Origin of the sequence: Pseudomonas sp. RG1 (genome assembly GCF_025910115.1) — a bacterium.
Classification (GTDB): Bacteria; Pseudomonadota; Gammaproteobacteria; order Pseudomonadales; family Pseudomonadaceae; genus Aquipseudomonas; species Aquipseudomonas atacamensis.
In genome coordinates this window covers 31,567-57,551 of the sequence record NZ_JAPCIK010000016.1, presented here as the reverse complement: position 1 = coordinate 57,551, position 25,985 = coordinate 31,567, and the positions used below count along the sequence as shown (strand labels likewise).

Annotated in this window: 24 protein-coding genes; 19 read left to right on the top strand and 5 right to left on the bottom strand. The window is 59.6% G+C overall.

The features are described from left to right. Nucleotides 1-7: 7 nt before the first annotated feature. Nucleotides 8-1,861: a hypothetical protein gene (locus OK411_RS09745; RefSeq protein ID WP_217879586.1), complete on the top strand. Its 1,854-nt coding sequence runs from the start codon at nt 8-10 to the stop codon at nt 1,859-1,861. Nucleotides 1,862-1,989: 128 nt separating this feature from the next. On the opposite strand, the gene uraH is transcribed toward OK411_RS09745, so the two are convergent. Next, nucleotides 1,990-2,343: a hydroxyisourate hydrolase gene (gene uraH / locus OK411_RS09740; protein WP_024012214.1), complete on the bottom strand. Its 354-nt coding sequence runs from the start codon at nt 2,341-2,343 to the stop codon at nt 1,990-1,992. 420 nt (nt 2,344-2,763) lie between these two features. Here uraH and puuE point away from each other — a divergent pair, with 420 nt between their 5' ends. From puuE to OK411_RS09700, 8 genes are all read left to right on the top strand, one after another. Next, nucleotides 2,764-3,690, top strand: coding sequence for an allantoinase PuuE (gene puuE / locus OK411_RS09735; protein ID WP_024012213.1), 927 nt, complete (start codon nt 2,764-2,766; stop codon nt 3,688-3,690). Continuing rightward, nucleotides 3,687-4,202, top strand: coding sequence for a 2-oxo-4-hydroxy-4-carboxy-5-ureidoimidazoline decarboxylase (uraD, locus tag OK411_RS09730; protein WP_264364794.1), 516 nt, complete (start codon nt 3,687-3,689; stop codon nt 4,200-4,202). Before puuE ends, uraD begins: the two co-directional genes overlap by 4 nt. An 87-nt stretch (nt 4,203-4,289) precedes the next feature. Further along, nucleotides 4,290-5,285 (top strand): allantoicase, encoded by a 996-nt coding sequence (gene alc, locus OK411_RS09725; RefSeq protein WP_016773759.1) that lies wholly within the window; start codon nt 4,290-4,292, stop codon nt 5,283-5,285. A 141-nt stretch (nt 5,286-5,426) separates the two neighbouring features. Beyond that, nucleotides 5,427-5,930, top strand: a complete 504-nt coding sequence (locus OK411_RS09720) for an ureidoglycolate lyase (RefSeq protein WP_024012211.1) — start codon at nt 5,427-5,429, stop codon at nt 5,928-5,930. 51 nt (nt 5,931-5,981) lie between these two features. Continuing rightward, on the top strand, nt 5,982-7,295 hold the full coding sequence (locus tag OK411_RS09715) for a urate hydroxylase PuuD (RefSeq protein ID WP_264364793.1): 1,314 nt from the start codon (nt 5,982-5,984) through the stop codon (nt 7,293-7,295). 161 nt (nt 7,296-7,456) lie between these two features. Continuing rightward, nucleotides 7,457-8,809 (top strand): nucleobase:cation symporter-2 family protein, encoded by a 1,353-nt coding sequence (locus OK411_RS09710; protein WP_039763799.1) that lies wholly within the window; start codon nt 7,457-7,459, stop codon nt 8,807-8,809. A gap of 162 nt (nt 8,810-8,971) precedes the next feature. Next, nucleotides 8,972-9,757 (top strand): outer membrane protein OmpK, encoded by a 786-nt coding sequence (locus OK411_RS09705; protein WP_039763797.1) that lies wholly within the window; start codon nt 8,972-8,974, stop codon nt 9,755-9,757. Nucleotides 9,758-10,128: 371 nt separating this feature from the next. Further along, nucleotides 10,129-10,914 carry an outer membrane protein OmpK gene (locus tag OK411_RS09700; protein WP_136492256.1) on the top strand — a complete coding sequence of 262 codons (786 nt, stop codon included), beginning with the start codon at nt 10,129-10,131 and terminating at the stop codon, nt 10,912-10,914. A gap of 78 nt (nt 10,915-10,992) precedes the next feature. Here OK411_RS09700 and OK411_RS09695 read toward each other — a convergent pair whose 3' ends face one another. Then, a complete protein-coding gene (locus tag OK411_RS09695; RefSeq protein ID WP_264364792.1) occupies nt 10,993-12,165 on the bottom strand; it encodes a patatin-like phospholipase family protein in 1,173 nt (390 codons plus the stop codon). A 34-nt stretch (nt 12,166-12,199) separates the two neighbouring features. Further along, on the bottom strand, nt 12,200-13,132 hold the full coding sequence (locus tag OK411_RS09690) for a lipid A biosynthesis lauroyl acyltransferase (protein WP_016773752.1): 933 nt from the start codon (nt 13,130-13,132) through the stop codon (nt 12,200-12,202). Between the two features lie 117 nt (nt 13,133-13,249). Between OK411_RS09690 and minC the strand changes: the two genes are divergently transcribed. The 9 genes from minC to OK411_RS09645 all read left to right on the top strand — a co-directional run bounded on the left by minC (nt 13,250) and on the right by OK411_RS09645 (nt 22,141). Beyond that, nucleotides 13,250-13,987 (top strand): septum site-determining protein MinC, encoded by a 738-nt coding sequence (minC, locus tag OK411_RS09685; RefSeq protein ID WP_038861964.1) that lies wholly within the window; start codon nt 13,250-13,252, stop codon nt 13,985-13,987. A 169-nt stretch (nt 13,988-14,156) separates the two neighbouring features. After that, nucleotides 14,157-14,969 carry a septum site-determining protein MinD gene (minD, locus tag OK411_RS09680; protein ID WP_007913953.1) on the top strand — a complete coding sequence of 271 codons (813 nt, stop codon included), beginning with the start codon at nt 14,157-14,159 and terminating at the stop codon, nt 14,967-14,969. Next, the gene (minE, locus tag OK411_RS09675) at nt 14,969-15,223 is read left to right on the top strand and encodes a cell division topological specificity factor MinE (protein ID WP_003223146.1); all 255 of its coding nucleotides are present in this window, start codon (nt 14,969-14,971) and stop codon (nt 15,221-15,223) included. Before minD ends, minE begins: the two co-directional genes overlap by 1 nt. A 90-nt stretch (nt 15,224-15,313) precedes the next feature. Further along, nucleotides 15,314-15,949 (top strand): RluA family pseudouridine synthase, encoded by a 636-nt coding sequence (locus OK411_RS09670; RefSeq protein ID WP_024012204.1) that lies wholly within the window; start codon nt 15,314-15,316, stop codon nt 15,947-15,949. Nucleotides 15,950-16,101: 152 nt separating this feature from the next. Next, on the top strand, nt 16,102-16,944 hold the full coding sequence (locus OK411_RS09665) for a hypothetical protein (RefSeq protein ID WP_264364791.1): 843 nt from the start codon (nt 16,102-16,104) through the stop codon (nt 16,942-16,944). Nucleotides 16,945-17,038: 94 nt separating this feature from the next. Beyond that, nucleotides 17,039-18,133 carry a hypothetical protein gene (locus OK411_RS09660; protein ID WP_264364790.1) on the top strand — a complete coding sequence of 365 codons (1,095 nt, stop codon included), beginning with the start codon at nt 17,039-17,041 and terminating at the stop codon, nt 18,131-18,133. A 78-nt stretch (nt 18,134-18,211) separates the two neighbouring features. Further along, nucleotides 18,212-19,501 (top strand): M18 family aminopeptidase, encoded by a 1,290-nt coding sequence (locus OK411_RS09655; RefSeq protein ID WP_016773748.1) that lies wholly within the window; start codon nt 18,212-18,214, stop codon nt 19,499-19,501. A 232-nt stretch (nt 19,502-19,733) separates the two neighbouring features. Further along, nucleotides 19,734-19,910, top strand: coding sequence for a hypothetical protein (locus OK411_RS09650; RefSeq protein WP_016773747.1), 177 nt, complete (start codon nt 19,734-19,736; stop codon nt 19,908-19,910). Between the two features lie 74 nt (nt 19,911-19,984). Beyond that, nucleotides 19,985-22,141, top strand: a complete 2,157-nt coding sequence (locus tag OK411_RS09645) for a mechanosensitive ion channel family protein (RefSeq protein ID WP_264364789.1) — start codon at nt 19,985-19,987, stop codon at nt 22,139-22,141. A 47-nt stretch (nt 22,142-22,188) separates the two neighbouring features. On the opposite strand, the gene OK411_RS09640 is transcribed toward OK411_RS09645, so the two are convergent. Both OK411_RS09640 and OK411_RS09635 read right to left on the bottom strand, forming a co-directional pair. Then, a complete protein-coding gene (locus OK411_RS09640; protein ID WP_313869607.1) occupies nt 22,189-22,419 on the bottom strand; it encodes a bacteriocin immunity protein in 231 nt (76 codons plus the stop codon). 19 nt (nt 22,420-22,438) lie between these two features. Beyond that, nucleotides 22,439-24,346, bottom strand: a complete 1,908-nt coding sequence (locus OK411_RS09635; RefSeq protein ID WP_264364788.1) for an S-type pyocin domain-containing protein — start codon at nt 24,344-24,346, stop codon at nt 22,439-22,441. A gap of 304 nt (nt 24,347-24,650) precedes the next feature. Here OK411_RS09635 and OK411_RS09630 point away from each other — a divergent pair, with 304 nt between their 5' ends. Then, nucleotides 24,651-25,985 carry an amidohydrolase gene (locus OK411_RS09630; RefSeq protein WP_264364787.1) on the top strand — a complete coding sequence of 445 codons (1,335 nt, stop codon included), beginning with the start codon at nt 24,651-24,653 and terminating at the stop codon, nt 25,983-25,985.

The window sequence follows — 25,985 nt, the reverse complement described above, 5'->3', positions numbered from 1 at the left end:
ATTCCCCATGGCCAAGTCACCCAAAAAAGTCCCTGCAGTAAAACCACCCAATGCCCCCGATGCTGGACATTCCGGCTCACCGCCTCTCGTCAGCCGTATGGGCCTGGACATGCCTGACGCCCTGCTTCAGGGCGTCGATTCACCGGCCGTCAGTCAAGCGGCAAGCACATCTGCCGCAGCCAGCACACTGCCCACGGTTACTGTTCACGCCTTGCCGGATGCAACGGAGAACTTCAGCGCCACTCGTAACGCAATCGCTTGGCCGCAAGAGCGTTTCCACGAACTGGTACCCGTGGCGCAGAACGAAGGTTTGTTCACCGGACCGGATCAGCGCACGTACGCTCAGATCGCTAATGAAGGCCAGTTCGTCGTCGAGCAGGACGGGCAAGGCAATTATCATGTGCCTCTGACCTTCGCACCCGGTGTGCCCGGCCTGCCCCTGACGCGCCTCGAGGGTCAGACGACTTGGCGGATCCGGCGGCCCGAGAGGCTATCCAACCGGCCTGCATCCGCCAGCCCCAACCTGCCCTCATACATCTCGCCGGCCGACGCCATGACGCTGAGCAAGCCTGAGCTGGCAACGGAGGGCCTTCGATACAACAGACTCAGGCAGACCTTCGTAACGACGGTGGACGGCACGGTCATGGTGCGCAAAAACAAGGATGGCGAATACCAACAAGCGTTTGCCTCGACGAGCAATGCACCCGACGTTTTCTTCGAGCAAATCCCCGGCACTGTTTTCTGGCGACAAAAACCGCCAGGGGCGAAGCCATCGCAAACGCCAGCCCAATCCAGCCAGCCAGGCGAACAGACCGACCAGGCAACACCTGGCCCGAGCAAGCGTCCCCGACTTGCCGAAGCCGCAGAGACGCTAACCGCGTCGACAGCCAAGCCGTCCTCTGACAACGACCAGACGCCGTATTTCTGGCTTCCCTGGGGGCATCTGAACAAACCTGCGCACACCGAATCGGTACAGCTTGGCTGGCTGCATTATCCAATCGTTCCGGTTGGCTCGAATACGGCGCCCACAGTGTATTTCGTATGTCATCCCGAGTTTTTCCCGAGCGGTTTCGACGCTTTCGAGAACATGCTGAAAAACGCCCCCGAGCAACAGCCGGTGGCGACGTTTCGAATCGGCAGCGATCCAGGTGAAGTCCATCCGGGCAAACGCTTTTTCGAAGAGCCGATAACAACGTCCGTCGCTCGCGCGTTCCCTGATTTTTCGCAAGCGACAACGACAGCCGTTGCCCGCAGGTTATTCGAACTCGCCGATCATTCCCCGACGATTACCGGCACCGGCCTGATCAACGTTCAGGCCGTCTTGCATCAATGGAAGCAACTGCCGTTTTCCACAGCACCTGACTTTGCCGACCCGCTGAATATGCTCGCCATAGCGCCAGACATCGACCTGGGGGGCAAGCGGCTTATCCCGATGCCTTCCCAGACCGACAGCGAATTGCAACGCCTGACCTTTGATCCACAGCACTTCTCCTCCGCCTGGAATCATTACAAGACCTATCCATCAGATCTGAATCTGCGGCGATTGCTCGGCGCGTTACTGGTCGGCTGTGGTTACGAGCTGTTTCCACTGACCTATGAACACAGAATGCCGACGCTGGTATTCAAACGCGCCGGTCACGATCAAATCTTCTTTTTGAAACTGGGGGCAATCAGTCAAGCCGGCCTGACTCACATTCCTGGCAACGAACTGACAGAACCGAGCTTGCCCGCCAGAATCGGTCAGGACGCCTACACCGCACTGACCGATGCAGCGACGCGGAACAAGGTGGTATGGCTGATAGGAGGCGTATTGAAGGTCGCGTCCACGCCAGACTCGGTGTTCATTATTCGCGAGCGTTGACCCGAGACTCGACTGCGCCGGCAGTTGCGCCGTAAAAACGCATAATAAAAAGCCCGCAGTGTGAGCGGGCGAAAGACCAAAGAAGCTATATGCGCAGTCGCTTCCCGGTGGGGGCAGCTGCTTGGGGGTCAGCTGCCCCGATACGTGGAATAGCTGTAAGGCGAAATCAGCAGGGGCACGTGGTAGTGCTCCTGCTCGGCGGAAATGCCGAAACGCAGTACGACGACATCGAGAAACGCCGGCTCGGGCAGTTGTACGCCACGGGCGCGGTAGTAATCGCCGGCATGGAACTGCACCTGATAAACCCCGGTGCGATAATCGTCGCCTTGCAGCAACGGCGCATCGACCCGGCCATCACTGTTGGTTGTCGCACTGGCGACCAATTCCAGCTGTGATCCTTCAACGCGGTACAGCTCGACCTTGATCGAGCTGCCCGGGCAACCGTGTGCAGCGTCCAAAACGTGTGTTGTCAAACGTCCCATTGATTCTGCGCGCCTGGCCGCAACAAGCGGTCAGACTTCGCGCCTCCCGAAGTCAGTTGAAAAGGAGACCGCACCGTTTCAGAGCACGAAACGCTGCGGCGAGCGACTAATTAAGACACTTTTCAAAAAAATTGTACACAATAAAAACGACATTTTTCGCTGCACCCCCGCCATACGGGTCTTTATCACCAATTCGCAGGCAAAGCGCCTGATCATTGAACCTTCTATTCATTAGCTGACTGGTCAGGCAGGTTTCTTGCAGGCTGGAACCATTAACAGCAAAAGATGACAGCCGGTGAAAAATGCGAAAATTCAGGCTTACAAAATGTAAATAAAGTTGTATACAATCAGCCCATCGCTGTGACGCCAGCCTGCCAGGCCGCCACACCAATCTGTCAACGTACAAGAAGGAAGACTGCAGTGAGCGCTGACTACCCACGCGACCTGATCGGTTACGGCAGTAACCCTCCTCACCCACACTGGCCGGGCAATGCCCGGATCGCCCTGTCCTTCGTGCTCAATTACGAAGAAGGTGGCGAGCGCAACATTCTGCACGGCGACAAGGAATCCGAAGCCTTCCTCTCCGAAATGGTCGCCGCTCAGCCGCTGCAAGGCGCGCGCAACATGAGCATGGAATCGCTTTACGAGTATGGCAGCCGCGCCGGCGTCTGGCGGATTCTGAAGCTGTTCAAGGAATTCGACATTCCGTTGACCATCTTCGCCGTGGCCATGGCCGCCCAGCGTCACCCGGACGTGATCCGTGCGATGGTCGAGGCCGGCCACGAAATCTGCAGCCACGGCTACCGCTGGATCGACTACCAGTACATGGATGAAGCGCAGGAACGCGAGCACATGCTCGAAGCGATCCGCATCCTCACCGAACTGACCGGCGAACGTCCGCTGGGCTGGTACACCGGCCGCACCGGGCCGAACACCCGTCGCCTGGTCATGGAAGAAGGCGGTTTCCTCTACGACTGCGACACCTACGACGACGACCTGCCCTACTGGGAGCCGAACAACCCGACCGGCAAGCCGCATCTGGTGATCCCCTACACCCTCGACACCAACGACATGCGCTTCACGCAAGTGCAGGGTTTCAACAAGGGTGACGATTTCTTCGAATACCTCAAAGACGCCTTCGACGTGCTTTACGCCGAAGGTGCCGAAGCGCCGAAAATGCTTTCGATCGGTCTGCACTGTCGCCTGATCGGCCGTCCTGGTCGCCTCGCTTCGCTCAAGCGCTTTATCGAATACGCCAAAAGTCATGAACAGGTGTGGTTCAGCCGTCGCGTCGACATCGCGCGCCACTGGCAAGAAACCCACCCGTACCAAGGGACTGCAAAATGAGCCGCTTTCAAACCCTGCAACCGTCGACCCTGAGCCGCGACGCTTTCGTCAAAGCCTTCGCCGACATCTACGAACATTCGCCATGGGTGGCCGAAAAGGCCTACGACCTCGGTGCGGACGCTTCGATCGACGAGATCGAAACCCTGCACCAGCGCATGAGCGATATCCTGTTGAGCGCCGATCATGCCAGCCAGCTGGCCCTGATCAACGCTCACCCGGACCTGGCCGGCAAAGCTGCCGTCCAGGGCCAACTGACCGAAGCCAGCACCAATGAACAGGCTGGCGCCGGTATTCACCAATGCACGGCCGAAGAGTTCCAGCGCTTCACCGAGCTGAACGAAGCCTACAAAGCCAAGTTCAAGTTTCCCTTCATCATGGCGGTAAAAGGCAGCAACCGGCATCAGATCCTCGCGGCGTTCGAAACGCGCATCAACAATTCGGTGGAAGCCGAGTTCAAATGCGCGCTGGCGGAGATCAACAAGATTGCCCTGTTCCGTTTACTGACTCTTTAGCAAGCCTGGCCCGAGCGTGAATGAACGCGCAAACGCCCAGGGCCCTGCGAGCATCCCCAGCCAACTTATCAAAGGCAGACAAGAAGAATGAAAGCTTACGCCGTACCTTTCGAAAAATACGTCAACCTGGCCGACGCCCGTCTGGGCACCAAGATCATTTCGGTCACCGATGACTGGTTCGCAGACGCCAATCGTCTGTTCCAACCGACCCCGGCCGTATGGAAGGAGGGCGTGTTCGATGACAACGGCAAGTGGATGGACGGCTGGGAGTCGCGCCGCAAGCGCTTCGAAGGTTTCGACAGCGCGGTGATCCGTCTGGGCGTACCGGGCTCGATCAAAGGCGTGGACATCGACACTTCATTCTTCACCGGCAACTACCCGCCATCGGCCTCGCTGGAAGCGTGCTTCCTGGCCTCGGGCGAGCCGGATGAAAACACCCAGTGGACCGAAGTGCTGTCGGCCGTCGAGCTGCAGGGCAACAGCCACCACTACCACGAAATCAGCAACGACAAAGCGTTCAGCCACCTGCGCTTCAACATCTACCCGGACGGTGGTGTTGCCCGTCTGCGCGTATACGGCATTCCGTTCCGCGACTGGTCCGCTGTGGGCGACAACGAGCAAGTGGACCTGGCAGCAGCCCTCAACGGTGGCCGCGCCCTCGCCTGCTCCGACGAACACTTCGGCCGCATGAGCAATATCCTCAACCCGGGCCGTGGCATCAACATGGGCGACGGCTGGGAAACCGCGCGTCGTCGCACGCCGGGCAATGACTGGGTAATCGTCGCGCTGGGTCATCCGGGCGAGATCGAGAAGATCGTCGTCGACACCCTGCACTTCAAAGGTAACTACCCGGACACTTGCTCGATCCAGGGCGCGTTCGTGAAAGGCGGCACCGACAGCCAGATCGAAACCCAGTCACTGTTCTGGCGCGAACTGCTGCCAAGCCAGAAGCTGGAAATGCACGCCGAACACACCTTCGTCGAGCAGATCAAGGCACTCGGCCCGATCACCCACATCCGCCTGAACGTGTTCCCGGATGGTGGTGTGAGTCGTCTGCGTGTATTGGGCAAGGTCGCTAAATAACACTGCAATGATCGTTCCCACGCTCTGCGTGGGAATGCATCACTGGACGCTCTGCGTCCGCTTTGGATGTGACGCGGAGCGTCACGGGCTGCATTCCCACGCAGAGCGTGGGAACGATCACTCAACGAAAAGAAGAACAGCATGCGCACATTGACGATTGAACCGCTGACCAAAGAAGCCTTCGCCCCTTTCGGTGACGTGATCGAAACCGACGGCAGCGATCACTTCATGATCAACAACGGTTCGACCATGCGCTTCCACAAACTGGCGACGGTCGAAACCGCTCAGCCTGAGGACAACGCAATCATCAGCATTTTCCGCGCCGACGCGCAGGACATGCCGCTGACCGTTTGCATGCTGGAACGCCATCCGCTGGGCAGCCAGGCTTTCATTCCGCTGCTCGGCAACCCCTTTCTGATCGTGGTCGCGCCAGTTGGCGATGAACCTGTATCAGGCTTGGTCCGCGCCTTCGTCACCAACGGCAGGCAGGGCATCAATTACCATCGCGGCGTCTGGCACCACCCGGTGCTGACGATCGAAAAGCGGGATGACTTCCTGGTGGTTGATCGCAGTGGCACAGGCAATAACTGCGATGAGCATTTTTTCAAAGAGGATGAGCGGTTGATCCTCGCCCCCCACCAATAAGAGAAGGTCTGATCACTCGACAATAAGAGTGACAGGCGAGAGGTAAAGACTGTGGAAGCACATCTGTTGGAATGGCTGAACCTGAGCGTGCGCTGGGTTCACATGATCACTGGCGTGGCCTGGATCGGCGCGTCGTTCTACTTCGTCTGGCTGGAGAACAACCTCAACCGCGTCAACCCGAAAACCGGTCTGGCCGGTGATCTGTGGGCGATCCACGGCGGCGGCATCTACCACCTGGAAAAATACAAACTGGCCCCACCGTCCATGCCGGACAACCTGCACTGGTTCAAGTGGGAAGCCTACTTCACCTGGATGTCGGGGATCGCGCTGCTGTGCGTGGTGTTCTACTCCAATCCGGTGCTCTACCTCGTGGCACCCGGCAGCGGCCTCAGCGGTCCTGAAGGCGTGGCCATCGGTATCGGCTCGCTGATCGTCGGCTGGTTCGTCTACGACTTCCTCTGCGATTCGGCCCTGGGCAAGAAACCCGCCCTGCTCGGCTTCATCCTGTTCGTGCTGATCATTGCCGCGGCCTATGGCTTCAGCAAAGTGTTCAGCGGGCGTGGTGCCTACCTGCACGTCGGCGCGATCATCGGCACCATCATGGTCGGCAACGTGTTCCGCATCATCATGCCGGCGCAACGCGCACTGGTCGCGGCGATCGCCGAGAACCGTACGCCGGATCCGGCCCTGCCGGCCAAGGGTCTGCTGCGTTCGCGACACAACAACTACTTCACCCTGCCAGTGCTGTTCATCATGATCAGCAACCACTTCCCGAGCACTTACGGCAGCCAGTACAACTGGTTGATCCTGGCCGGGATCGCGGTGTTGGCGGTATTGGTGCGTCACTACTTCAACACCCGTCACGACAGCCACAAGTTTGCCTGGACCCTGCCGGTGGCAGCGGTGGGCATGATCTGCCTGGCCTACGTCACCGGCCCGACGCCGATGTCGACTGCACCTGAAGTGGCCGAGGCACCGGCGAAAATCGAGTACCAACCGCTGCCGGAGACGGCACTGGGCGGTGGCGCGAAACCGGCCGAAGCGGCGCAACCTGCGGCACCCGCAGCCCCTGCGGCGGCACCCGCGCAAGCCTCGAATGCCGGCCCCGGTTTCGACAAAGTACACAACGTGATTCAAGAGCGTTGCACGGTGTGCCACTCGTCCAAGCCGACCAGCCCGTTGTTCAGCGCAGCCCCGGCCGGTGTGATGTTCGACACTCCCGAGCAGATCCGCCAGAACGCCGCGCGCATTCAGGCGCAAGCCATCACTACGCAGATCATGCCACTGGGCAACATCACCCAGATGACCCAGCAGGAACGTGACCTGATCGGTGCCTGGATTGCCCAGGGAGCGCAGACCAATTAATCGTTGAAAGCATCGCGAGCAGGCTCACGCCTACAGAGATCCTGTGGGAGCGAGCCTGCTCGCGAATAGCCGCCGCAACGCGGTCCCCCTGATGCAAAGAAACAGCTGCAAGCAACCCGGCAGCTGTTAATCACAAGAATAAAAAAGATCCGAGGTGTTGCATGTCCGAGCTGTCCAAAGCGCGCATCCCCGACGCACCCGCCATTCAGCGTTTGCCCCTTTTGCAACTGATCCTGGTCGGTCTGCAACATGTTCTGCTGATGTACGGCGGTGCCATCGCGGTGCCGCTGATCATCGGACAGGCCGCTGGCCTGAGTCGTGAAGAAATCGCCTTCCTGATCAACGCCGACCTGCTGGTCGCCGGCATCGCCACCATCGTGCAGTCGCTCGGCATCGGTCCGATGGGCATTCGCATGCCGGTGATGATGGGCGCCAGTTTCGCTGCGGTCGGCAGCATGGTGGCCATGGCCGGCATGCCCGGCATCGGTCTGCAAGGGATCTTTGGTGCGACGATCGCCGCCGGTTTCTTCGGCATGCTGATCGCGCCGTTCATGTCCAAGGTCGTGCGTTTCTTCCCGCCGCTGGTGACCGGCACGGTCATCACCTCGATCGGTTTATCGTTGTTCCCCGTGGCCGTGAACTGGGCCGGTGGCGGGGTCGATGCCGCGCAATTCGGATCGCCGATTTATCTGGCCATCGCCGCGCTGGTGCTGGCCACCATCCTGTTGGTTCACCGCTTCATGCGCGGATTCTGGGTCAACATTTCGGTGCTGATCGGCATGTGCCTGGGCTATGTATTGTGCGGCGTGATCGGCATGGTCGACCTCAGCGGCATGGCCAGCGCACCGTGGATTCAGTTCGTCACCCCGCTGCATTTCGGCATGCCGAAATTCGAGCTGGCACCGATTCTGTCGATGTGTCTGGTGGTAGTGATCATCTTCGTCGAGTCCACCGGGATGTTTCTCGCGCTGGGCAAGATCACCGGCCAGGAAGTCTGCCCGCGCATGCTCCGTCGTGGCTTGTTGTGCGATGCCGGCGCGTCGTTCTTCGCCGGTTTCTTCAACACCTTCACCCACTCCTCGTTCGCGCAGAACATCGGCCTGGTGCAGATGACCGGCGTGCGCTGCCGTTCGGTGACCATCGTTGCCGGCGGCCTGCTGATCGTCCTCAGCCTGTTGCCGAAAGCGGCGTTTCTGGTGGCATCGATTCCACCGGCGGTGTTGGGCGGCGCGGCGATTGCGATGTTCGGCATGGTCGCCGCGACTGGTATCAAAATCCTCCAAGAGGCGGACATCGGTGACCGCCGCAATCAGCTGCTGGTCGCGGTGAGCATCGGCATGGGCCTGATCCCGGTGGTACGTCCGGAATTCTTCGCCCACCTGCCGCTGTGGATGAGCCCGATCACCCACAGCGGCATCGCCATGGCCACCCTCAGCGCGCTGACCCTGAACCTGCTGTTCAACATCCTCGGCGGCAAGGAGCGTGCGGCGATCAATGATTGCCATGCGCACTGATTGAAACCACCACACCACCTGTGGGAGCGAGCCTGTTCGCGAAAGCGCTGTGTCATTCAACATTGATGGCGACTGACACAACCGCTTCGCGAGCAGGCTCGCTCCCACAGGGACTACGCAACTGCTTGTGCCTCAAACAATAAAAACAACAGGGAGCAACAGATGATCCGCACGCAAAGCAACGTTCTGTTGAGTGGCGGCCTGCTGGCCGCGAGTCAGGCCATGGCCGGCGATCTGCTACTGTGGCAGAGCAACAGCCTCAGCTATCTGTACGGCAAGAACTTCGCGATCAACCCGTCCTATCAGCAGACGGTTACCTTCGAGCACGCCGACAAGTGGAAGTACGGCGACAACTTTCTGTTCGTCGACAAGATCTTCTACAACGGCAAGGAAGACCCGAACAAAGGTCCGCACACCTTCTACGGCGAGTTCACCCCGCGCCTGTCCTTCGGCAAGATCCTTGATCGCAAGATCGAGTTCGGTCCGATCAAGGATGTGCTGCTGGCGATGACCTACGAGTACGGCGAAGGCGAAAGCGAGGCCTACCTGATCGGTCCCGGCTTCGATCTGAAAGTGCCCGGCTTCAACTACGTCACCCTGAACATTTTCCGTCGCCAGACCGAAGGCCCGCGGCCCGGCGACGGTGTCTGGCAGATCACCCCCGCGTGGTCCTACAGCTTTCCGTTGGGCAATTCCGATGTGCTTATCGACGGCTACCTCGACTGGGTCGTCGACAACGACGAAAACTCGCGCGGCACCTACCACGCGAACCTGCACATCAATCCGCAGATCAAATATGACCTCGGCAAAGCCATGGGCTGGAGCCAGAAACAGGTATACGTCGGCACCGAGTACAGCTACTGGAAGAACAAATACGGCATCGAAAACAGCCACTCGTTCGATACCAACCAGAACACTGCCAGCCTGCTGCTGAAGGTGCACTTCTGAGATGGCCCGCAACCGTGCGCCATGCCTGTCGTCGGTGCTCTGTTGCGGGGCACTTGAGCGCTGGCCGAGGAGTCAGTATTCTCCGCGGCCTTCCGAATTCGCTCTAAAAAAAAGCCTGAATTCAATTTCTGACCGAAAAGCCAACTTATCCCGGCTGCGGTCAGTCCTGAGGCATCCCGAAAACACGCTCGTCGACTGTTTTTCAGCAGCCGAACGGGCGTTTTTTGGTTTTTCAAAAGCCTTGGCGCAGCTTTTGCTACCAGCATTCAAAGCTGACCGATCGGATGAAATTTGCGGTACGAAAAAAGGCGCCACATCAGAGCGCCGAACTTAAAAAAATAACGTGGAACACCTACTTTGGGAGCAACCGAATGAAACGTATGTGCACCAGCCTGATGCTGGCCGGATCGATGTTCGCCGGCGGCCAGGCCATGGCCGAGGGCCTGCTGCAATGGCAGAACAACAGCCTGACCTATCTGTATGGCAAGGACTTCCAGGTCAACCCGCGCATCCAGCAGACCGTCACCTTCGAGCACGCCGATGCCTGGAAGTATGGGGACAACTTCCTGTTCATCGACAAGATCTTCTACAACGGCAAGGATGATGGCGGCGTCGGCTCCAACACCTACTACGGCGAGCTCAGCCCGCGCCTGTCGTTCGGCAAGATCTTCGATCAGAAACTGGCCTTCGGCCCGGTGACTGACGTGTTGCTGGCCATGACCTACGAGTTCGGTGAAGGCGATACCGAGTCGTACCTGATCGGTCCGGGCTTCGACCTGGCGATTCCAGGCTTCGACTACTTCCAGCTGAACTTCTACCAGCGTCACACCGAGGGCGCACGCGCCGGTGACAATGTCTGGCAGATCACCCCGGTCTGGTCCTACACCATCCCGGTGGGCAAATCGAACATCCTCATCGACGGCTTCATGGACTGGGTGGTCGACAACGACTCCAATTCCAAGGGCGACTACCACGCCAACCTGCACTTCAACCCGCAGGTGAAATACGACCTGGGCAAGGCGCTGAATTTCGGCGAGAAGCAGTTGTATGTCGGTGTGGAGTACGACTACTGGTCGGACAAGTACGGGATCAAGGACAGCCAGTACTTCAAGACCGATCAGAGCACCACAAGCTTCCTGGTCAAGTTCCACTTCTGACCCTGAAAGCTTCGCTCCCACATTGGAACTGGATCGAATGTGGGAGCGAGCCTGCTCGCGAAGGCCTCACCGCAGATTTCAGGCAGGAGCCACCGCTTCAGATATCCGCAAAAACCGGCAAAGCTCCTCGCGCTTGGCCAGCGCATCCCGCCGCCCCAACTCGATCAACTCGCTGCAATACCCCGCCTCGAACAGCAGGTAACTGAGCACCCCCGCCCCGCTCGTCTTCGTCGCCCCCGGACCGCGCAGAAACAGACGCAACGCTGCTGGCAGTTCCTGGCGATGCCGCGCGGCGATTTCGTCGATCGGCTGACTCGGCGCAATCACCAGCACTTCCACCGGCGCCACACCCAGCGCACGAGTGGGTGTGCCGGCCGGGAGCAAATGACTGAACTGATTCAGACGCTGCAGCAACTCGATATCGCTCTCCAGACTGTCAATAAACGTGCTGTTGAGCATGTGCCCGCCGATCTGCGCCAGCGTCGGTTGCTGGCCGCTGTAGGCGTGCTCCAGCGGCTGCTGCGGATCAACGCCGCGCGGGTTGCCGCTAACGCCCACCACCAGCACACGACTGGCGCCCAGATGCAGCGCGGGGCTGATCGGCGCCGACTGGCGCACCGCGCCGTCACCGAAATACTCCTCGCCGATTTTCACCGGCGCGAACAACAGCGGAATCGCTGAACTGGCCAACAGATGATCAACCGACAGCTGCGTCGGCACGCCAATGCGGCGGTGCCGCAGCCAGGCGTCGATGGTGCCGCCGCCCTGATAGAACGTCACCGCTTGCCCCGATTCGTAGCCGAACGCGGTCACCGCCACCGCATGCAATTGCTTGCGCGCGATGGATTCGGCGATGCCGGGCAGGTGCAGTTTTTCCTCGAGCAGTTCGCGCAGCGGCGAACTGTTGAGCAGCGCCACCGGCATCTGTCGACCGAGACCGAGCAGGCTGTGGCTGACGAAGCGGCTGGCTTGATGGATCACGCCCGGCCAGTCGCTGCGCAACACGCGGTGGCTGCGAAAGCCCTGCCAGAACTGGGTCAGGCGTTCGATGGCTGCGCGAAAGTCCGTGGCGCCACTGGCCAGGCTGACCGCATTGATCGCCCCGGCCGAGGTGCCGACGATAACCGGAAACGGATTGTCCGCGCCGACCGGCAGCAACTCGGCAATCGCCGCCAGCACCCCGACCTGATAAGCCGCCCGAGCCCCGCCGCAGGAAAGAATCAAACCTGTAACCGGTTCAGCAGGACTCATCGCAACACTCCACGGTGCTTGTCAGATCGGCTAATCAACGACGCTTGGGATAAAGCTTCGGCTCACCCGGCGGGCGACTCTTGAAGCGCCGATGCGCCCACAGGTATTGCTCGGGGCAGGCACGCAAAGCGCTCTCGACCCACTGATTGATGCGGATGCAATCGGCCTCCTCGCTTTCGCCGGGGAAGTCTTCCAGCGGCGGATGGATCACCAGGCGATAACCACTGCCGTCGGCCAGACGTTCCTGCGTGAACGGCACCACCAGCGCTTTGCCCAGCCGTGCAAACTTGGTCGTCGCAGTGACGGTGGCGGCCTGAATGCCGAACAGCGGCACGAAGACGCTCTGCTTGGCGCCGTAATCCTGATCCGGCGCATACCAGATCGCCCGTCCCGAGCGCAGCAGTTTGAGCATGCCGCGCACGTCATCGCGCTCCACCGCCAGCGAATCGAGATTGTGCCGCTCGCGGCCACGGCGCTGGACGAAGTCGAACAAGGGGTTTTTGTGTTCGCGGTACATGCCGTCGATGGTGTGCTGCTGGCCGAGCAGCGCCGCGCCGATTTCCAGCGTGGTGAAATGCGCGGCCATGAGGATCACGCCTTTGCCTTCGCGCTGGGCCTTCTGCAGATGTTCAAGGCCTTCGACGTGGGCCAGTTTCGCCAGACGCTCGCGCGACCACCACCAGCTCATCGCCATTTCGAAGAAGGCGATGCCGGTGGAGGCGAAGTTTTCCTTGAGCAGGCGTTTGCGCTCGGCGGCGGATTTTTCCGGGAAGCACAATTCCAGATTGCGCCGGGCGATGGTTCGCCGGTCGCTGGCGACGCGATACATCAACGCGCCCAAAACTCGACCGATGGTCAGCAGCGCCGGATACGGCAGCTGCACGATCAGCCACAAAAGCCCCAGGCCGCACCAGAGCGGCCAGAAGCGCGGAGCAAGATATGCTTTTCGAAAACGCGGGCGATCCATTAAAGCTTCCGTAAATACAGTGGCCGCGCATTCTACATCGTTCGACCCGGCTTGCGGCTCGCGGGCGTTCTCGTTATAAGTCTCGGCACTTTTAGTGACAAGCCGTTGTATGCCGACATGAGCCAAACCGACCCGTTAGACCAAGATCCCGTATTCCAGCTCAAGGGCAGCATGCTGGCCATCACTGTGCTGGAACTGGCCCGTAACGACCTCGAAAGCCTCGATCGGCAATTGGCCGCCAAAGTCGCCCAGGCGCCGAATTTTTTCAGCAATGCACCGCTGGTCCTGGCGCTGGACAAACTGCCGCCGAATCAGGGCGCGGTTGACCTGCCGGGGCTGATGCGCGTCTGCCGTCAGCACGGTCTGCGTACCCTGGCCATTCGCGCCAGCCGCATCGAAGACATCGCCGCTGCCATCGCCATCGACATCCCTGTGCTACCGCCCTCGGGTGCCCGCGAGCGTCCGCTGGAGACGCCGGAAGTCGAAGTCAAAAAGAAGCCGGAAAAGCCACCTGAGCCGACGGTCAAACCGACCCGCGTAATCACCACGCCAGTACGTGGTGGCCAACAGATATATGCCCAGGGTGGCGATCTGGTCGTGGTCTCATCGGTCAGTCCGGGGGCGGAACTTCTCGCCGATGGCAACATCCATGTATACGGCCCGATGCGCGGCCGAGCACTGGCCGGCGTCAAAGGTGACACCAAGGCACGGATTTTCTGTCAGCAATTGAGCGCTGAACTGATCTCCATCGCCGGTCATTACAAGGTCTCCGAGGATTTGCGTCGCGATCCGATGTGGGGCTCGGGCGTCCAGGTCAGCCTGTCAGGCGACGTGTTGAACATCATTCGGCTTTAACGGATACTGCCGCATTTTCCAAGCATCTCTAAAACGTAGCGAAAACGGCTCAAACGAAGTAGGAAAAAGGCCTAAAGCCAAATTCCAGCCAAGGCTGTCCGACTGCAGTAGTTTTCAAGAGATGTTTTTCAGGGGCTGAACAGTCCTTCTTCCTTAGGGGTGAAACACCTTGGCCAAGATTCTCGTGGTTACATCCGGCAAGGGTGGTGTGGGTAAGACCACCACCAGCGCCGCTATCGGTACCGGTCTCGCTCTGCGCGGCCACAAAACAGTGATCGTCGACTTCGACGTGGGCTTGCGTAACCTCGACCTGATCATGGGTTGCGAGCGCCGCGTGGTGTATGACTTCGTCAACGTGGTAAACGGCGAAGCCAACCTGCAACAGGCACTGATCAAAGACAAGCGCCTGGAAAACCTCTACGTACTGGCGGCCAGCCAGACCCGCGACAAAGACGCGCTGACCGTCGAAGGCGTGGAAAAAGTCCTGATGGAGCTCAAGGAACAATTCGAGTTCGTCGTCTGCGACTCCCCGGCGGGCATCGAGAAGGGTGCGCACCTGGCCATGTATTTCGCCGATGAAGCGATCGTCGTGACCAACCCGGAAGTCTCCTCGGTACGTGACTCGGACCGCATGCTCGGCCTGCTGGCGAGCAAATCGCGCCGCGCCGAACGTGGCGAAGACCCGATCAAGGAACACCTGCTGATCACCCGCTATCACCCGGAGCGTGTCGAGAAGGGCGAGATGCTCGGCGTTGAAGACGTCAAGGAAATCCTCTCGGTGACCCTGCTCGGCGTCATCCCGGAATCCCAGGCAGTGCTCAAGGCTTCCAACCAGGGCGTGCCGGTGATTCTCGACGACCAGAGCGATGCCGGTCAGGCTTACAGCGATACCGTCGACCGCCTGCTGGGCAAAGAAAAAGCCCACCGATTCCTCGATGTCGAGAAGAAGGGATTCTTCGAGCGCCTGTTTGGAGGTAGGTAATGAACCTTTTTGACTTCTTTCGTGCCAACAAAAAGCCAAGTACCGCCTCGGTAGCGAAAGAGCGTCTACAGATCATCGTGGCGCATGAGCGCGGCCAGCGCAGCACGCCGGATTACCTGCCAGCCTTGCAGAAGGAACTGGTCGACGTGATCCGCAAGTACGTCAACATCGGCAACGACGACGTACATGTTGCACTGGAAAGCCAGGGCAGTTGCTCGATTCTGGAACTCAACATCACCCTGCCCGATCGCTGAGTCGATCCGGCAGGTATGACGGCGGTTCAGGGCCATTCCCCAGTGGAATGGTCCTGAACCGCCGTTGGCATTTGTTACGAGGCTGTTTTAATGCCGCTGTCCAACATCCGCATCATCCATGAGGACGCCGCCGTACTGGTGGTCGACAAACCGACCCTGCTGCTCTCGGTGCCCGGGCGCGCTGACGACAACAAGGACTGCCTGATTACCCGCTTGCAGGAAAACGGCTACCCGGAAGCGCGCATCGTCCATCGTCTGGACTGGGAAACCTCCGGTATCATCCTGCTGGCCCGGGATGCCGACACCCATCGCGAGCTGTCGCGGCAGTTTCATGATCGCGAAACCGAAAAGGCCTACACCGCTTTGGCCTGGGGTCAGCCGGAGCTGGACAGCGGCAGCATCGACCTGCCCCTGCGCTACGACCCACCGACCAAACCACGGCATGTGGTCGATCACGAATTCGGCAAACATGCGCTGACGTTCTGGAAGGTGCTGGAGCGTTGCGGCGATTGGTGCCGGGTCGAATTGACACCGATTACCGGGCGCTCGCATCAATTGCGCGTGCACATGTTGTCAATCGGCCATCCGCTGCTCGGTGACGGACTCTACGCCCACGAGCAAGCGCTGGCGGCCTGGCCACGTCTGTGCCTGCACGCGAGCATGCTCAGCTTCACTCATCCGCAAACCGGCGAACGCCTGCGCTTCGAGTGCCCGGCGCCATTCTGAAATGCGTGAATACTTTGAAAGCCCTTCCTTGCGAAGGGCTTTTTTTGTCCTGCCAGAATTCCACCGGCAATAGATTGACGTAAAGAACTGTCATAAAATTGTAATCAAATATAAAATCATGGCACTTCGATATCAGGCAGGAGGCCTCTTCCGTGTTCTGCAGCAAAACACTTCAATCCGAATACCCCATCGTGTGCGCATTCGGTAACACGACCCTGCACCTGAGCGAAGCACCCAGCATCCAGGCACGCCAAGCCCTGGAGCAGCTGATAAAAAAACGTCGCGCGCGCAAACTGACCCGGGCCAGCGCACCGTTGTCGTCCTGTGAAACACCACTTTTTGCCAAGGTCCAGCCATTGGACACGTTCAAGGCAAAGGTGCGGGTGAGCCTGAACAAACCGCAACGCAACGGGCGCTTCGACTGGCCTCTCGAAGAGCTGATGAATTCCCTCGAAGCTCAGCGCCGGGGCGTGGAGATGCCTCCACTGAAGGGCTATGGCTATACGCGCAGCAGACTCGGCCTGACCGAGGAGTTCTTCCTGCTGACTCATCTGCTTGAAGGCCATATTGATGGGGCCGAGTGCATCAGACGCAATCCCGAAAACATCGAAGCCTTTATCCTCGACGCGTTTCAACTGCTCAACTCGCTCGCCAGCAAGAACATCACTCACATGGATTTCTGGGTGGGCAACATCATGGTGCCCGAGCAAACGCAAAGGCCACTCAAAGCCATCGACTTTGAAAACTGCTTCGCCGGCCCGACCGCGCACGCAAGTGAAACACTCGGTTTTCAACTCGGCTTCTTCTATCGTCGGGATATCTACAAGTTCATTACCGAAGCCGCCTACGATCGCCTGGTCGATCAATATCTCAGCGCGCTGTCCGGTCTATCGAGAGACAGGTTCGAGGCGGTCTATCAGTTGAGCAAACATGAACACGTCGGTCGCAAGCAGCGCCGAGAAGTCTTCCTCAGTGGCAGACTGATCACCGGTTGACGCCCACCCCGGCAACACTTTGAAGCAAGTGCCCGGCCTGCAAATCAGCGGAGCAATACGGTAAACTCGCGCCCCCCGCCGTATGGAGCCGCTTATGCGCGAAGCCTTCCCCCCCATGGAAAAAGTACCGCACCAGTTGCTCTACCTGATCTATGGTGACAAAGACGTTTATCGGCGCGAGGCGAAATTCAGCATCCTCACCGCCCTGGCACAGCTGCAGCCAAGTGAATCATTGTGCATCCGAGTGCTGACCGATCGTCCGCAGGACTATGCCGGCTGGCCGGTCGATACCGTCACTTTGAGCGAGCAGACCCTGATCCAGTGGCAGGGCGACAACGGCTACCACCACCGCCGCAAGGCGTGCGCCATTGCGCTGGGCCTGACACTCGCCGAAAAAACCCTGTTCGTCGATACCGACACGCTGTTTCTTGATTCGCCGCACCGGCTGTTCAGCATGATCACGCCCGGGCGTTACGTGATGGACCGCTTCGAATACGACTGGAGTTACGTCTGTAACCGGGCAGACTACGAAAAACTCGCGCGCTGCCTGCAAGTCCACGGGATTTCGTCGGCGAACAGCTTCAAGCTCTACAACAGTGGCTTGTGCGGCGTCACCGATGGCGATGCAGCGCTGCTGGACAAGTCGATCCGGCTGATCGATGAGTGGACGCAGGACCCGTTCGACATCCATACGATCGAACAGATTGCACTGTCCTTCGCCATGCGCGACCAACCGATCCAGGAAGCGAAGAAATTCGTCTATCACTACTTCGCCGACAAAAACTTCTTCCACGCCATGCAGAGACACTTTTTCGCCCGCCATGGCGAGGCCTTCCACCCCGAACTGCCAGCGCTGTGCACCGAGGTTCCGCGCAGCAAGCCCGTGCCCTCGACCTGGGAGCGCCTGCGCATCAAGTGGAAGCTTCGCAAAAAGCGCGGCGGCATGAAGAAAGTCGGCCGGGCATTGCTGTTCGGCAGTGCTGCACCTGCCCACCCGTATTACGAGATCTGCCGTCACGAATGGTGGGAGTCGGCGTCGCGGGAAATCCTGCGTTGGGACAGCGTTGCGCAGAAGGCCTTCTTCGGCAGCGGCAAGGGCTGGCCGAAGCACCTGCCGAAACCCGCCAGAAAGGATGATCAACAAGCCATCATCGCCTACCTGCGCAAGCGCATCGATCAGCACTCCTGAGCGTGCTTGCGCAAACCACTTGCCCAATGGCGCCGAGTGATGCGTTAAACTGCCGCCCATTGCTGTCTGGAGTTTCTTATGCGCGCAGAGTTGAACCAGGGCCTGATCGACTTTCTCAAGGCCTCCCCTACCCCGTTCCACGCCACCGCCAGCCTCGTTCAGCGTCTGGAGGCCGCCGGTTATGTGCGCCTCGACGAGCGCGAGCCATGGTCCACCGAGGCCAACGGCCGCTATTACGTCACCCGTAACGACTCCTCGATCGTCGCGATCAAAATGGGCCGCAACTCGCCATTGCACGACGGTATCCGTCTGGTCGGCGCCCATACCGACAGCCCGTGCCTGCGGGTCAAGCCGCAACCGGAACTGCAGCGTCAGGGTTTCTGGCAGCTGGGCGTCGAAGTCTACGGCGGTGCGCTGCTGGCGCCGTGGTTTGACCGCGATCTGTCGCTCGCCGGCCGCGTGACCTTCCGCCGTGACGGCAAGGTCGAGAGCCAGTTGATCGACTTCAAGGCACCGATCGCGATCATTCCCAACCTGGCCATTCACCTCAACCGTGAAGCCAACCAGGGCTGGGCGATCAACGCGCAGACCGAACTGCCGCCGATCCTGGCGCAATTCGCCGGTGACGAGCGCGTCGATTTCCGCGCCGTGCTCACTGATCAATTGGCCCGCGAACACGGCCTGAACGCCGACGTGGTGCTGGATTACGAGCTGAGTTTCTACGACACGCAAAGCGCGGCGGTGATCGGCCTGAACGGCGATTTCATTGCCGGTGCGCGTCTGGACAACCTGCTGTCGTGCTACGCCGGCCTGCAAGCGTTGCTCACCGCCGAGACCGACGAAACCTGCGTGCTGGTCTGTAATGACCACGAAGAAGTCGGCTCGTGCTCGGCGTGCGGCGCCGACGGCCCGATGCTCGAACAGACCCTGCGCCGCCTGTTGCCGGAAGGTGACGAGTTCGTCCGCACCATTCAGAAATCCCTGCTGGTGTCGGCCGACAACGCCCACGGCGTGCATCCCAACTACGCGGACAAGCACGATGCCAACCACGGTCCAAAACTCAACGCTGGCCCGGTAATCAAGGTCAACAGCAACCAGCGCTACGCCACCAATAGCGAAACCGCCGGCTTCTTCCGCCATCTGTGCATGGCCGAAGAAGTCCCGGTGCAAAGCTTCGTGGTGCGCAGCGACATGGGCTGCGGTTCGACCATTGGCCCGATCACCGCCAGCCATCTGGGTGTGCGCACCGTCGACATTGGCCTGCCGACCTTTGCCATGCACTCGATTCGCGAACTGTGCGGCAGCCATGACCTGGCGCATCTGGTCAAAGTGCTCAGCGCGTTTTATGCCAGCCGTGAATTGCCGTAACGGCTGACAAGCTTCGCAAGCAGGCTCGCTCCCACAATTGAACTGCATTTCATTGTGGGAGCCAGTCATCTCCCCTTGGAATGCCAATCAACCTGTGGGAGCGAGCCTGCTCGCGAAAGCGCCTGTGCAGACAGCAGAATCCTCTCGGCCTGATGCATTCCTGAGCCACATCACACCCTGCCTCGAAAACCCGCCTAGACTGCAAGAATCCTCTACAGACAAGGCAGTCTCCATGATCTCGATGTCCTCCTTCCACGCCATGCTCATTCCCATCCTCAGCGGAATGATCCTGCTGGCCATCGGCTTCAACTTCCGCGACAAGAACGCCGGGGTTTTCGCCATGTGGATCGGCATGCTGATGATCCTCGCCACGGTGGTCTACAAGATCCTCGCCAAACTCAACGAATGACCGCGCCCGGCTCGCATTGCGCCAAGGGGCCTCGTACACTCCAGCGCATCCGCCTATCGCGAGGTTGTCTTCTGGTGTTTGCTCGTCTTTTTGCTTTGCCCGGTCTGCTGCTTGTCTGCCTGATGACGCTGCTGCCGCTGGCGCCCGCCCAGGCAGTCGGTCTGCCCGGCCTGCTCAACACTTCCAAACCGCAGCCTGAAGCCGTGGAACCCCTCGGCCAGTCGCTGGACGAAGTGATCAAGGCGCTGGAAAACGACAAGCAACGCGCGCAGCTGCTCAGTGATCTGAAGAAGCTGCGCGACGCCACGAAGAAAGCTCAGACCACCCCCGAAGAAGGCGTGCTGGGCCTGATCGGCGGCACCCTCGCCAACTTCGAAAAACAGTTTTCCGGCGCCGACAGCCCGATTACCCGCTGGTCCAACGAATTCGATCTGGCCAAGGACGAACTGACCAGCAAGCTGCTGCCGGCCAATGAATGGCTGCCGATCATCTTCGGTTTCGCGGTGATCCTGATGGTCTGGAGCCTGCTCGCCGCCGCGCTGATCTGGCTTGGCCACCGCGTGCGTCTGCGCTTCGGCCTCACCGAAGAACTGCCGCAACACCCCAAGGCCCTCGACATGCTGCGTTTTGCCCTGCGCAAGCTCGGGCCGTGGCTGATCGCGTTGGTGATCACGGTGTACATGAGCTACGTGCTGCCGTCTTCGCTGGGCAAAAGCCTGGCGATGGTGCTGGCGTATGCCTTGGTGGTCGGCACCTGTTTCTCGGCGATCTGTGTGATCGCCTTCTCCCTGCTCGACGGCCCGCACCGTCATCGCGCGCTGTACATCCTGCGTCATCAAGCGTTTCGGCCGCTGTGGCTGATCGGCAGCTTCGCCGCGTTCGGTGAAGCGTTGAGCGATCCGCGCTTGGTCGAAAGTCTTGGCGTGCATCTGGCGCACACCGCCGCGACCACGGCCAATGTGCTGGCGGCGCTGTCGACCGGCCTGTTCATTCTGCGATTCCGCCGACCGATCGCGCACCTGATCCGCAACCAACCACTGTCGCGGCGCCTGACACGCCGCGCCCTCAGCGACACCATCGAAATTCTCGGCACCTTCTGGTACGTGCCGGCACTGGTGCTGGTCGGCATCTCGCTGTTCGCCACCTTCGTCTCCGCCGGCGACACCAGCACCGCCCTGCGGCAGTCGCTGATCTGCACAGTGCTGCTGGTGTTGTGCATGGTCATCAACGGCCTGGTGCGCCGCCATTCGCTGAAACCGCAACGCGGGCCGAAACGCCATGCGCTGTACTCGGAGCGCCTGAAAAACTTCTTCTACACCCTGACGCATTTGCTGGTGTGGCTGATCTTCATCGAACTGGGCCTGCGCGTCTGGGGTCATTCGCTGATCGCGTTCGCCGAAGGCGATGGCCATGACATCAGCGTCAAACTGTTCAGCCTGATCGGCACGCTGATTTTCTCCTGGCTGATCTGGATCCTCGCCGACACCGCCGTGCACCACGCCCTCACCCGCTCGCGCAAAGGCCTGGCGAATGCACGGGCGCAGACGATGATGCCGCTGATCCGCAACGTGCTGTTCGTGGCGATTTTCATCATCGCGCTGATCGTCGCCCTGGCGAACATGGGCATGAACGTCACGCCGCTGCTGGCCGGTGCTGGCGTGATCGGTCTGGCCATCGGTTTCGGCGCGCAGTCGCTGGTCGCTGACCTGATCACCGGCCTGTTCATCATCATCGAAGACTCCCTGGCCATCGATGATTACGTCGACGTCGGCGGCCACCTCGGCACCGTCGAAGGCCTGACCATCCGCACCGTGCGCCTGCGCGACATCGACGGCATCGTCCACACCATCCCGTTCAGCGAAATCAAAAGCATCAAGAACTACTCGCGGGAATTCGGCTACGCCATCTTCCGCGTCGCCGTGCCGTACAACATGGAAATCGACGACGCGATCAAACTGATGCGCGACGTCGGCCAGAAGATGCGCAGCGATCCGCTGCAACGCCGCAACATCTGGTCGCCGCTGGAGATTCAGGGCGTGGAAAGTTTCGAGTCCGGCAGCGCGATTTTGCGCGCACGGTTCAAGACTGCGCCGATCAAGCAGTGGGAAGTTTCCCGGGCGTTCAACCTTTCGCTGAAAAGGCAACTGGATGAGGCGGGGCTGGATCTGGCGACACCGCGGATGAGTGTGCAGGTGATTACGCCTGGGGGGGAAATCAAAAAGGAAAGCTGAACAGAGATGGCCCCCTATTGGCAGGTAATACCAATAGGGGGCTAGCTTTATCTGGCTTTGAAACCAGGTTTGCCATTAGCGGAACGCCAGTTTTTTACCTCCAAGACAACATTTTCAGGCCCATCCTTACCTTCCTCTGGGTAGTAAATCAAATCGTAACCAGATGGATGTTCAACTAGCCGGGAGAACTCAAGAATGGCAGCAATTTGCTGCTTTTCTGTAGTAAACCCGGAATCATGTATTTTCCTGACAAACTCGAGAAAATCTTCCTCTCTCATATCCTGTATCGATCTCATATCAAAGTCCTTTATGAATTTCAACATGCGCCTTCGGGGTAACGATATTTATGTTGTCAGCATTATATAAATCCCCTCCCTCGGCCAAGCCGACCTTATGATGCAGTTCGTATTTCACTCTTGCTCCTGCTGAATCGTTCATTCTAACTATTGGGGCTTTGCCCTTTTTCATTTCGTTCAAACTTGTTTCATTAAATAAGTCAGCCAGTTTTTCGTCGTTGAAAACAGCTTTCCAGAATGTTTCTCTGAATGCTCTGAAACTGTTGAACTGACGACCCCGTAACTGATCAGCAATGTGCGATGGGATTGGCGCCCCATCACCCTGCGCAGCAGCCCCCAGCCATCCACCCGCAACCGGCGCTCCATGACCACTCGCCACCCCTGGATCATTGCGCGGATCCCGGAACATGACGTACTGCGGTGGCACACCCGACTCCGACGGGAAGACCAGAATGAAGTCGTCGAAACGAATGTTGCCCCGCCCTGGGTGAGCGTCGATCCGTCCGTCAATCGGCACGAGGTTGCCGCCGATATATCGCGGTGGGGACGGATTCTCGATGGGGAATAGCGTTGAACTGTCTGCCGGCGTTACTGCGGGAGTCCAGACCGCGGTTGTCGGCGGGATGTCAGTGAGGGTCGCGCTGTAAGTGTTGTTCCCTGCGTTGAAACCAGCTGCAACCACGCGAACGCCGGAAGGCCGTTTTGTCCCCGCTACCGGAACGACAAGCAGTTCGGCGAGAGAGCCCGTCAGCGGCCGGGCGCTCAAACGCACCGGCAGATTCAGTCGTGCCCTTTCGCTTGCCAGCCTGTCCAGATCAGGCAGTTGACCGGGCAGCAGATCTGCCAGTGGGAGGCTGAGCAGAAAGCGTTCAGGCAATTCCCCATTGCCCAACACCGGGGAGTAGACAAACGCACTTACCCCGACCATCAGACCCGACGCCGTGCCAGCAGCCAGCCCCGATAAACCTGCCACCGCCGAGCGAATCGAACCGGCAAGACCCGCCATCAGGCTGTCGGCAATTGCGACCGCACCAGCGGACGTCGCAAATACCAGTTGGGCGTGGCTGGTATTGCCCTGAAAGCGCAAAAGGCTACTGTGCCCACCGGGGGTGTCCTGCCGGCGCTTTTCGTCAGCCACCCTGCGTGCTTCGGCTTCAGCCTCAAGCGCCGCCTGTTCCTCGGCACGCTTGCGCTCCAGTGCCTCAGCCGCCAAACGGGCCTGTTCTTCTTCGATCCGCCTGAGTTCATTGGCGGCGGCCTGCCGCGCCAGTTCTTCCGCCAGCCGTCGCGCCTGCTCTTGAGCAACGCGGGCCTGTTCCTGTGCAATCTGCCGGGCGTGTTCCGCCGCCAACCGCGCCTGCTCCTGAGCGATCCGCTCGGCTTCCTGCGCTTGCACCACGGCAATCATGCCCTTGACCGTGTCCGACTGGCTGTTCAACACGCCAATGCCTTCAACCAGTAACTTGGCGTTGAACAAGGCGCTATAGGCCTGCCGTACGCTGACGCTGGCGCTTCGCCGATTGACTTGCGGTAAACGACCTCCGTTGAAAAAAGTTTCAACCTGGGCGTGGCCGAAACGTTCGATGGCCACGTCCTTGGCCACCAAAAGCGCACCAAACTTCCTGGCGATCAGGGAATCCCTGAATCGCATCTCCCGCGCCAGCGCATCCAAAGGCGGCAATACACTTTGATCGCCTGCTGCCCGCACTTCTGCCAGTTCATGTTCGATGACTTGAGCAATATTTCTGGAAGTATCTTTGTAGATACTTTCCATATCGAGTATTTCACCCAACGGCGCAAAGTTAATGCCTGGTCCCGAGCCGTCCCCTGCACCTAAATAATGTAAATATTCATCTTGTTTATCCGGACGCACAACAATCGGCGGAAGCGTTATTCCATTACGCTGCATTTATAAGTCCTCCGTGGACAATAGTTTTGTCGCACTGACCCGTTACCCTCAAACAGCCAATAACGTGACCGGTACCTGGAGAAATTTATGGAAATAGATGTTGTGCGGTGCGGTACATGGTTATCGCCCGCGTTTTATCTGTCACGCCGGACGGAACTGATAAAGCGGTAGGAGTTTTCGCTGATAACTTATGCTCAAACGTAAATCTGTCGGAGCGCATAGCGCTTTCCTGACTCGATCGCACTTGCGTGCAAAGCCTTTGTCACAGGCAAGGAAGCCCACAACAATAATCAAGGAGAAGCCCATGCAACTGACGCGCATTGCCCAGACCCTTTTGCTCACCGTGGTCGCCAGCCACGCCAGCGCCGCGACGATGGACAGCGCCCGCACGCGCATCGCCGAGCAGGCGCAGAAGCTCGAACCGGAGCTGCTGGACACCCGCCGCGATCTTCACGCTCATCCAGAACTTGGCAACACTGAAAAACGCACCGCTGAACTGGTCGCCAAACAGCTGCAAGCCATGGGCCTGGAAGTGAAAACCGGCGTCGCCCGCACCGGCGTTGTCGCCATTCTCAAAGGCGCCCTGCCCGGCCCGACCGTGGCCCTGCGCGCCGACATGGACGCGCTGCCGGTCAAGGAAGTCTCCGACTTGCCGTTCGCTTCGAAAGCCAAAGGCACGTATCTCGACAAGGAAGTCGACGTCATGCACGCCTGCGGCCACGACGCCCACACCGCAATCCTGCTCAGCGCAGCGAAAATTCTGACGGGCATGCGCGACACCCTGCCCGGCACCGTAGTGTTCTACTTCCAGCCCGCCGAGGAAGGTCCGAGCGATTTTATTCCCGACGGCAAAAACACCTGGGGCGCGAAGATGATGGTCGAGGAAGGCGTGATGAAATCGCCGAAACCCGACGCGGTATTTGGCCTGCACGTCTGGGCCGGCGTCCCCGCCGGCCAGGTCGCCTACCGCCCCGGCCCGACCCTGGCCAGCTCCGACGACCTGCGCATCAAGATCCACGGCAAACAAACCCACGCCGGCCGCCCCTGGGACGGCATCGACCCGATCACCGTCGGCGCACAAACCATCGTCGGCCTGCAAACCGTGGTCAGCCGCCGCACCGACATTTCCTCTTACCCGTCAGTGGTCAGCATCGGCACCATCAACGGCGGCACCCGCTACAACATCATCCCCGAATCGCTCGACATGACCGGCACGATCCGCTCCTACGACTACGGCATCCGCCAGAAACTGCACAGCGACGTGCGCCAGACAGTCGAGAAAATCGCCGAAAGCGGCGGCGCGAAAGCCGACGTCACCATCATCGAAAAATACGACCCGACCATCAACAACCCGGCACTGACCGAGAAAATGCTGCCGACGTTGAAGTGGGCCGCCAAGGATGACGTGGTGCAGGGACCGCTGGTGGGCGGCGCGGAGGATTTCTCGTTCTTCGCCAAAGAAGCGCCGGGGTTGTTTGTGTTTCTTGGGGTGACGCCGCGGGATCAGGACATGAGCAAGGCCGCGCCGAATCACAATCCGGGGTTCTTTGTCGATGAATCGGCGTTGGTGGTTGGAGTGAGGACATTGGCGTCGTTGGCGACGGATTATTTGTATGGGAATGCGGCGGTGGGCAAGTAG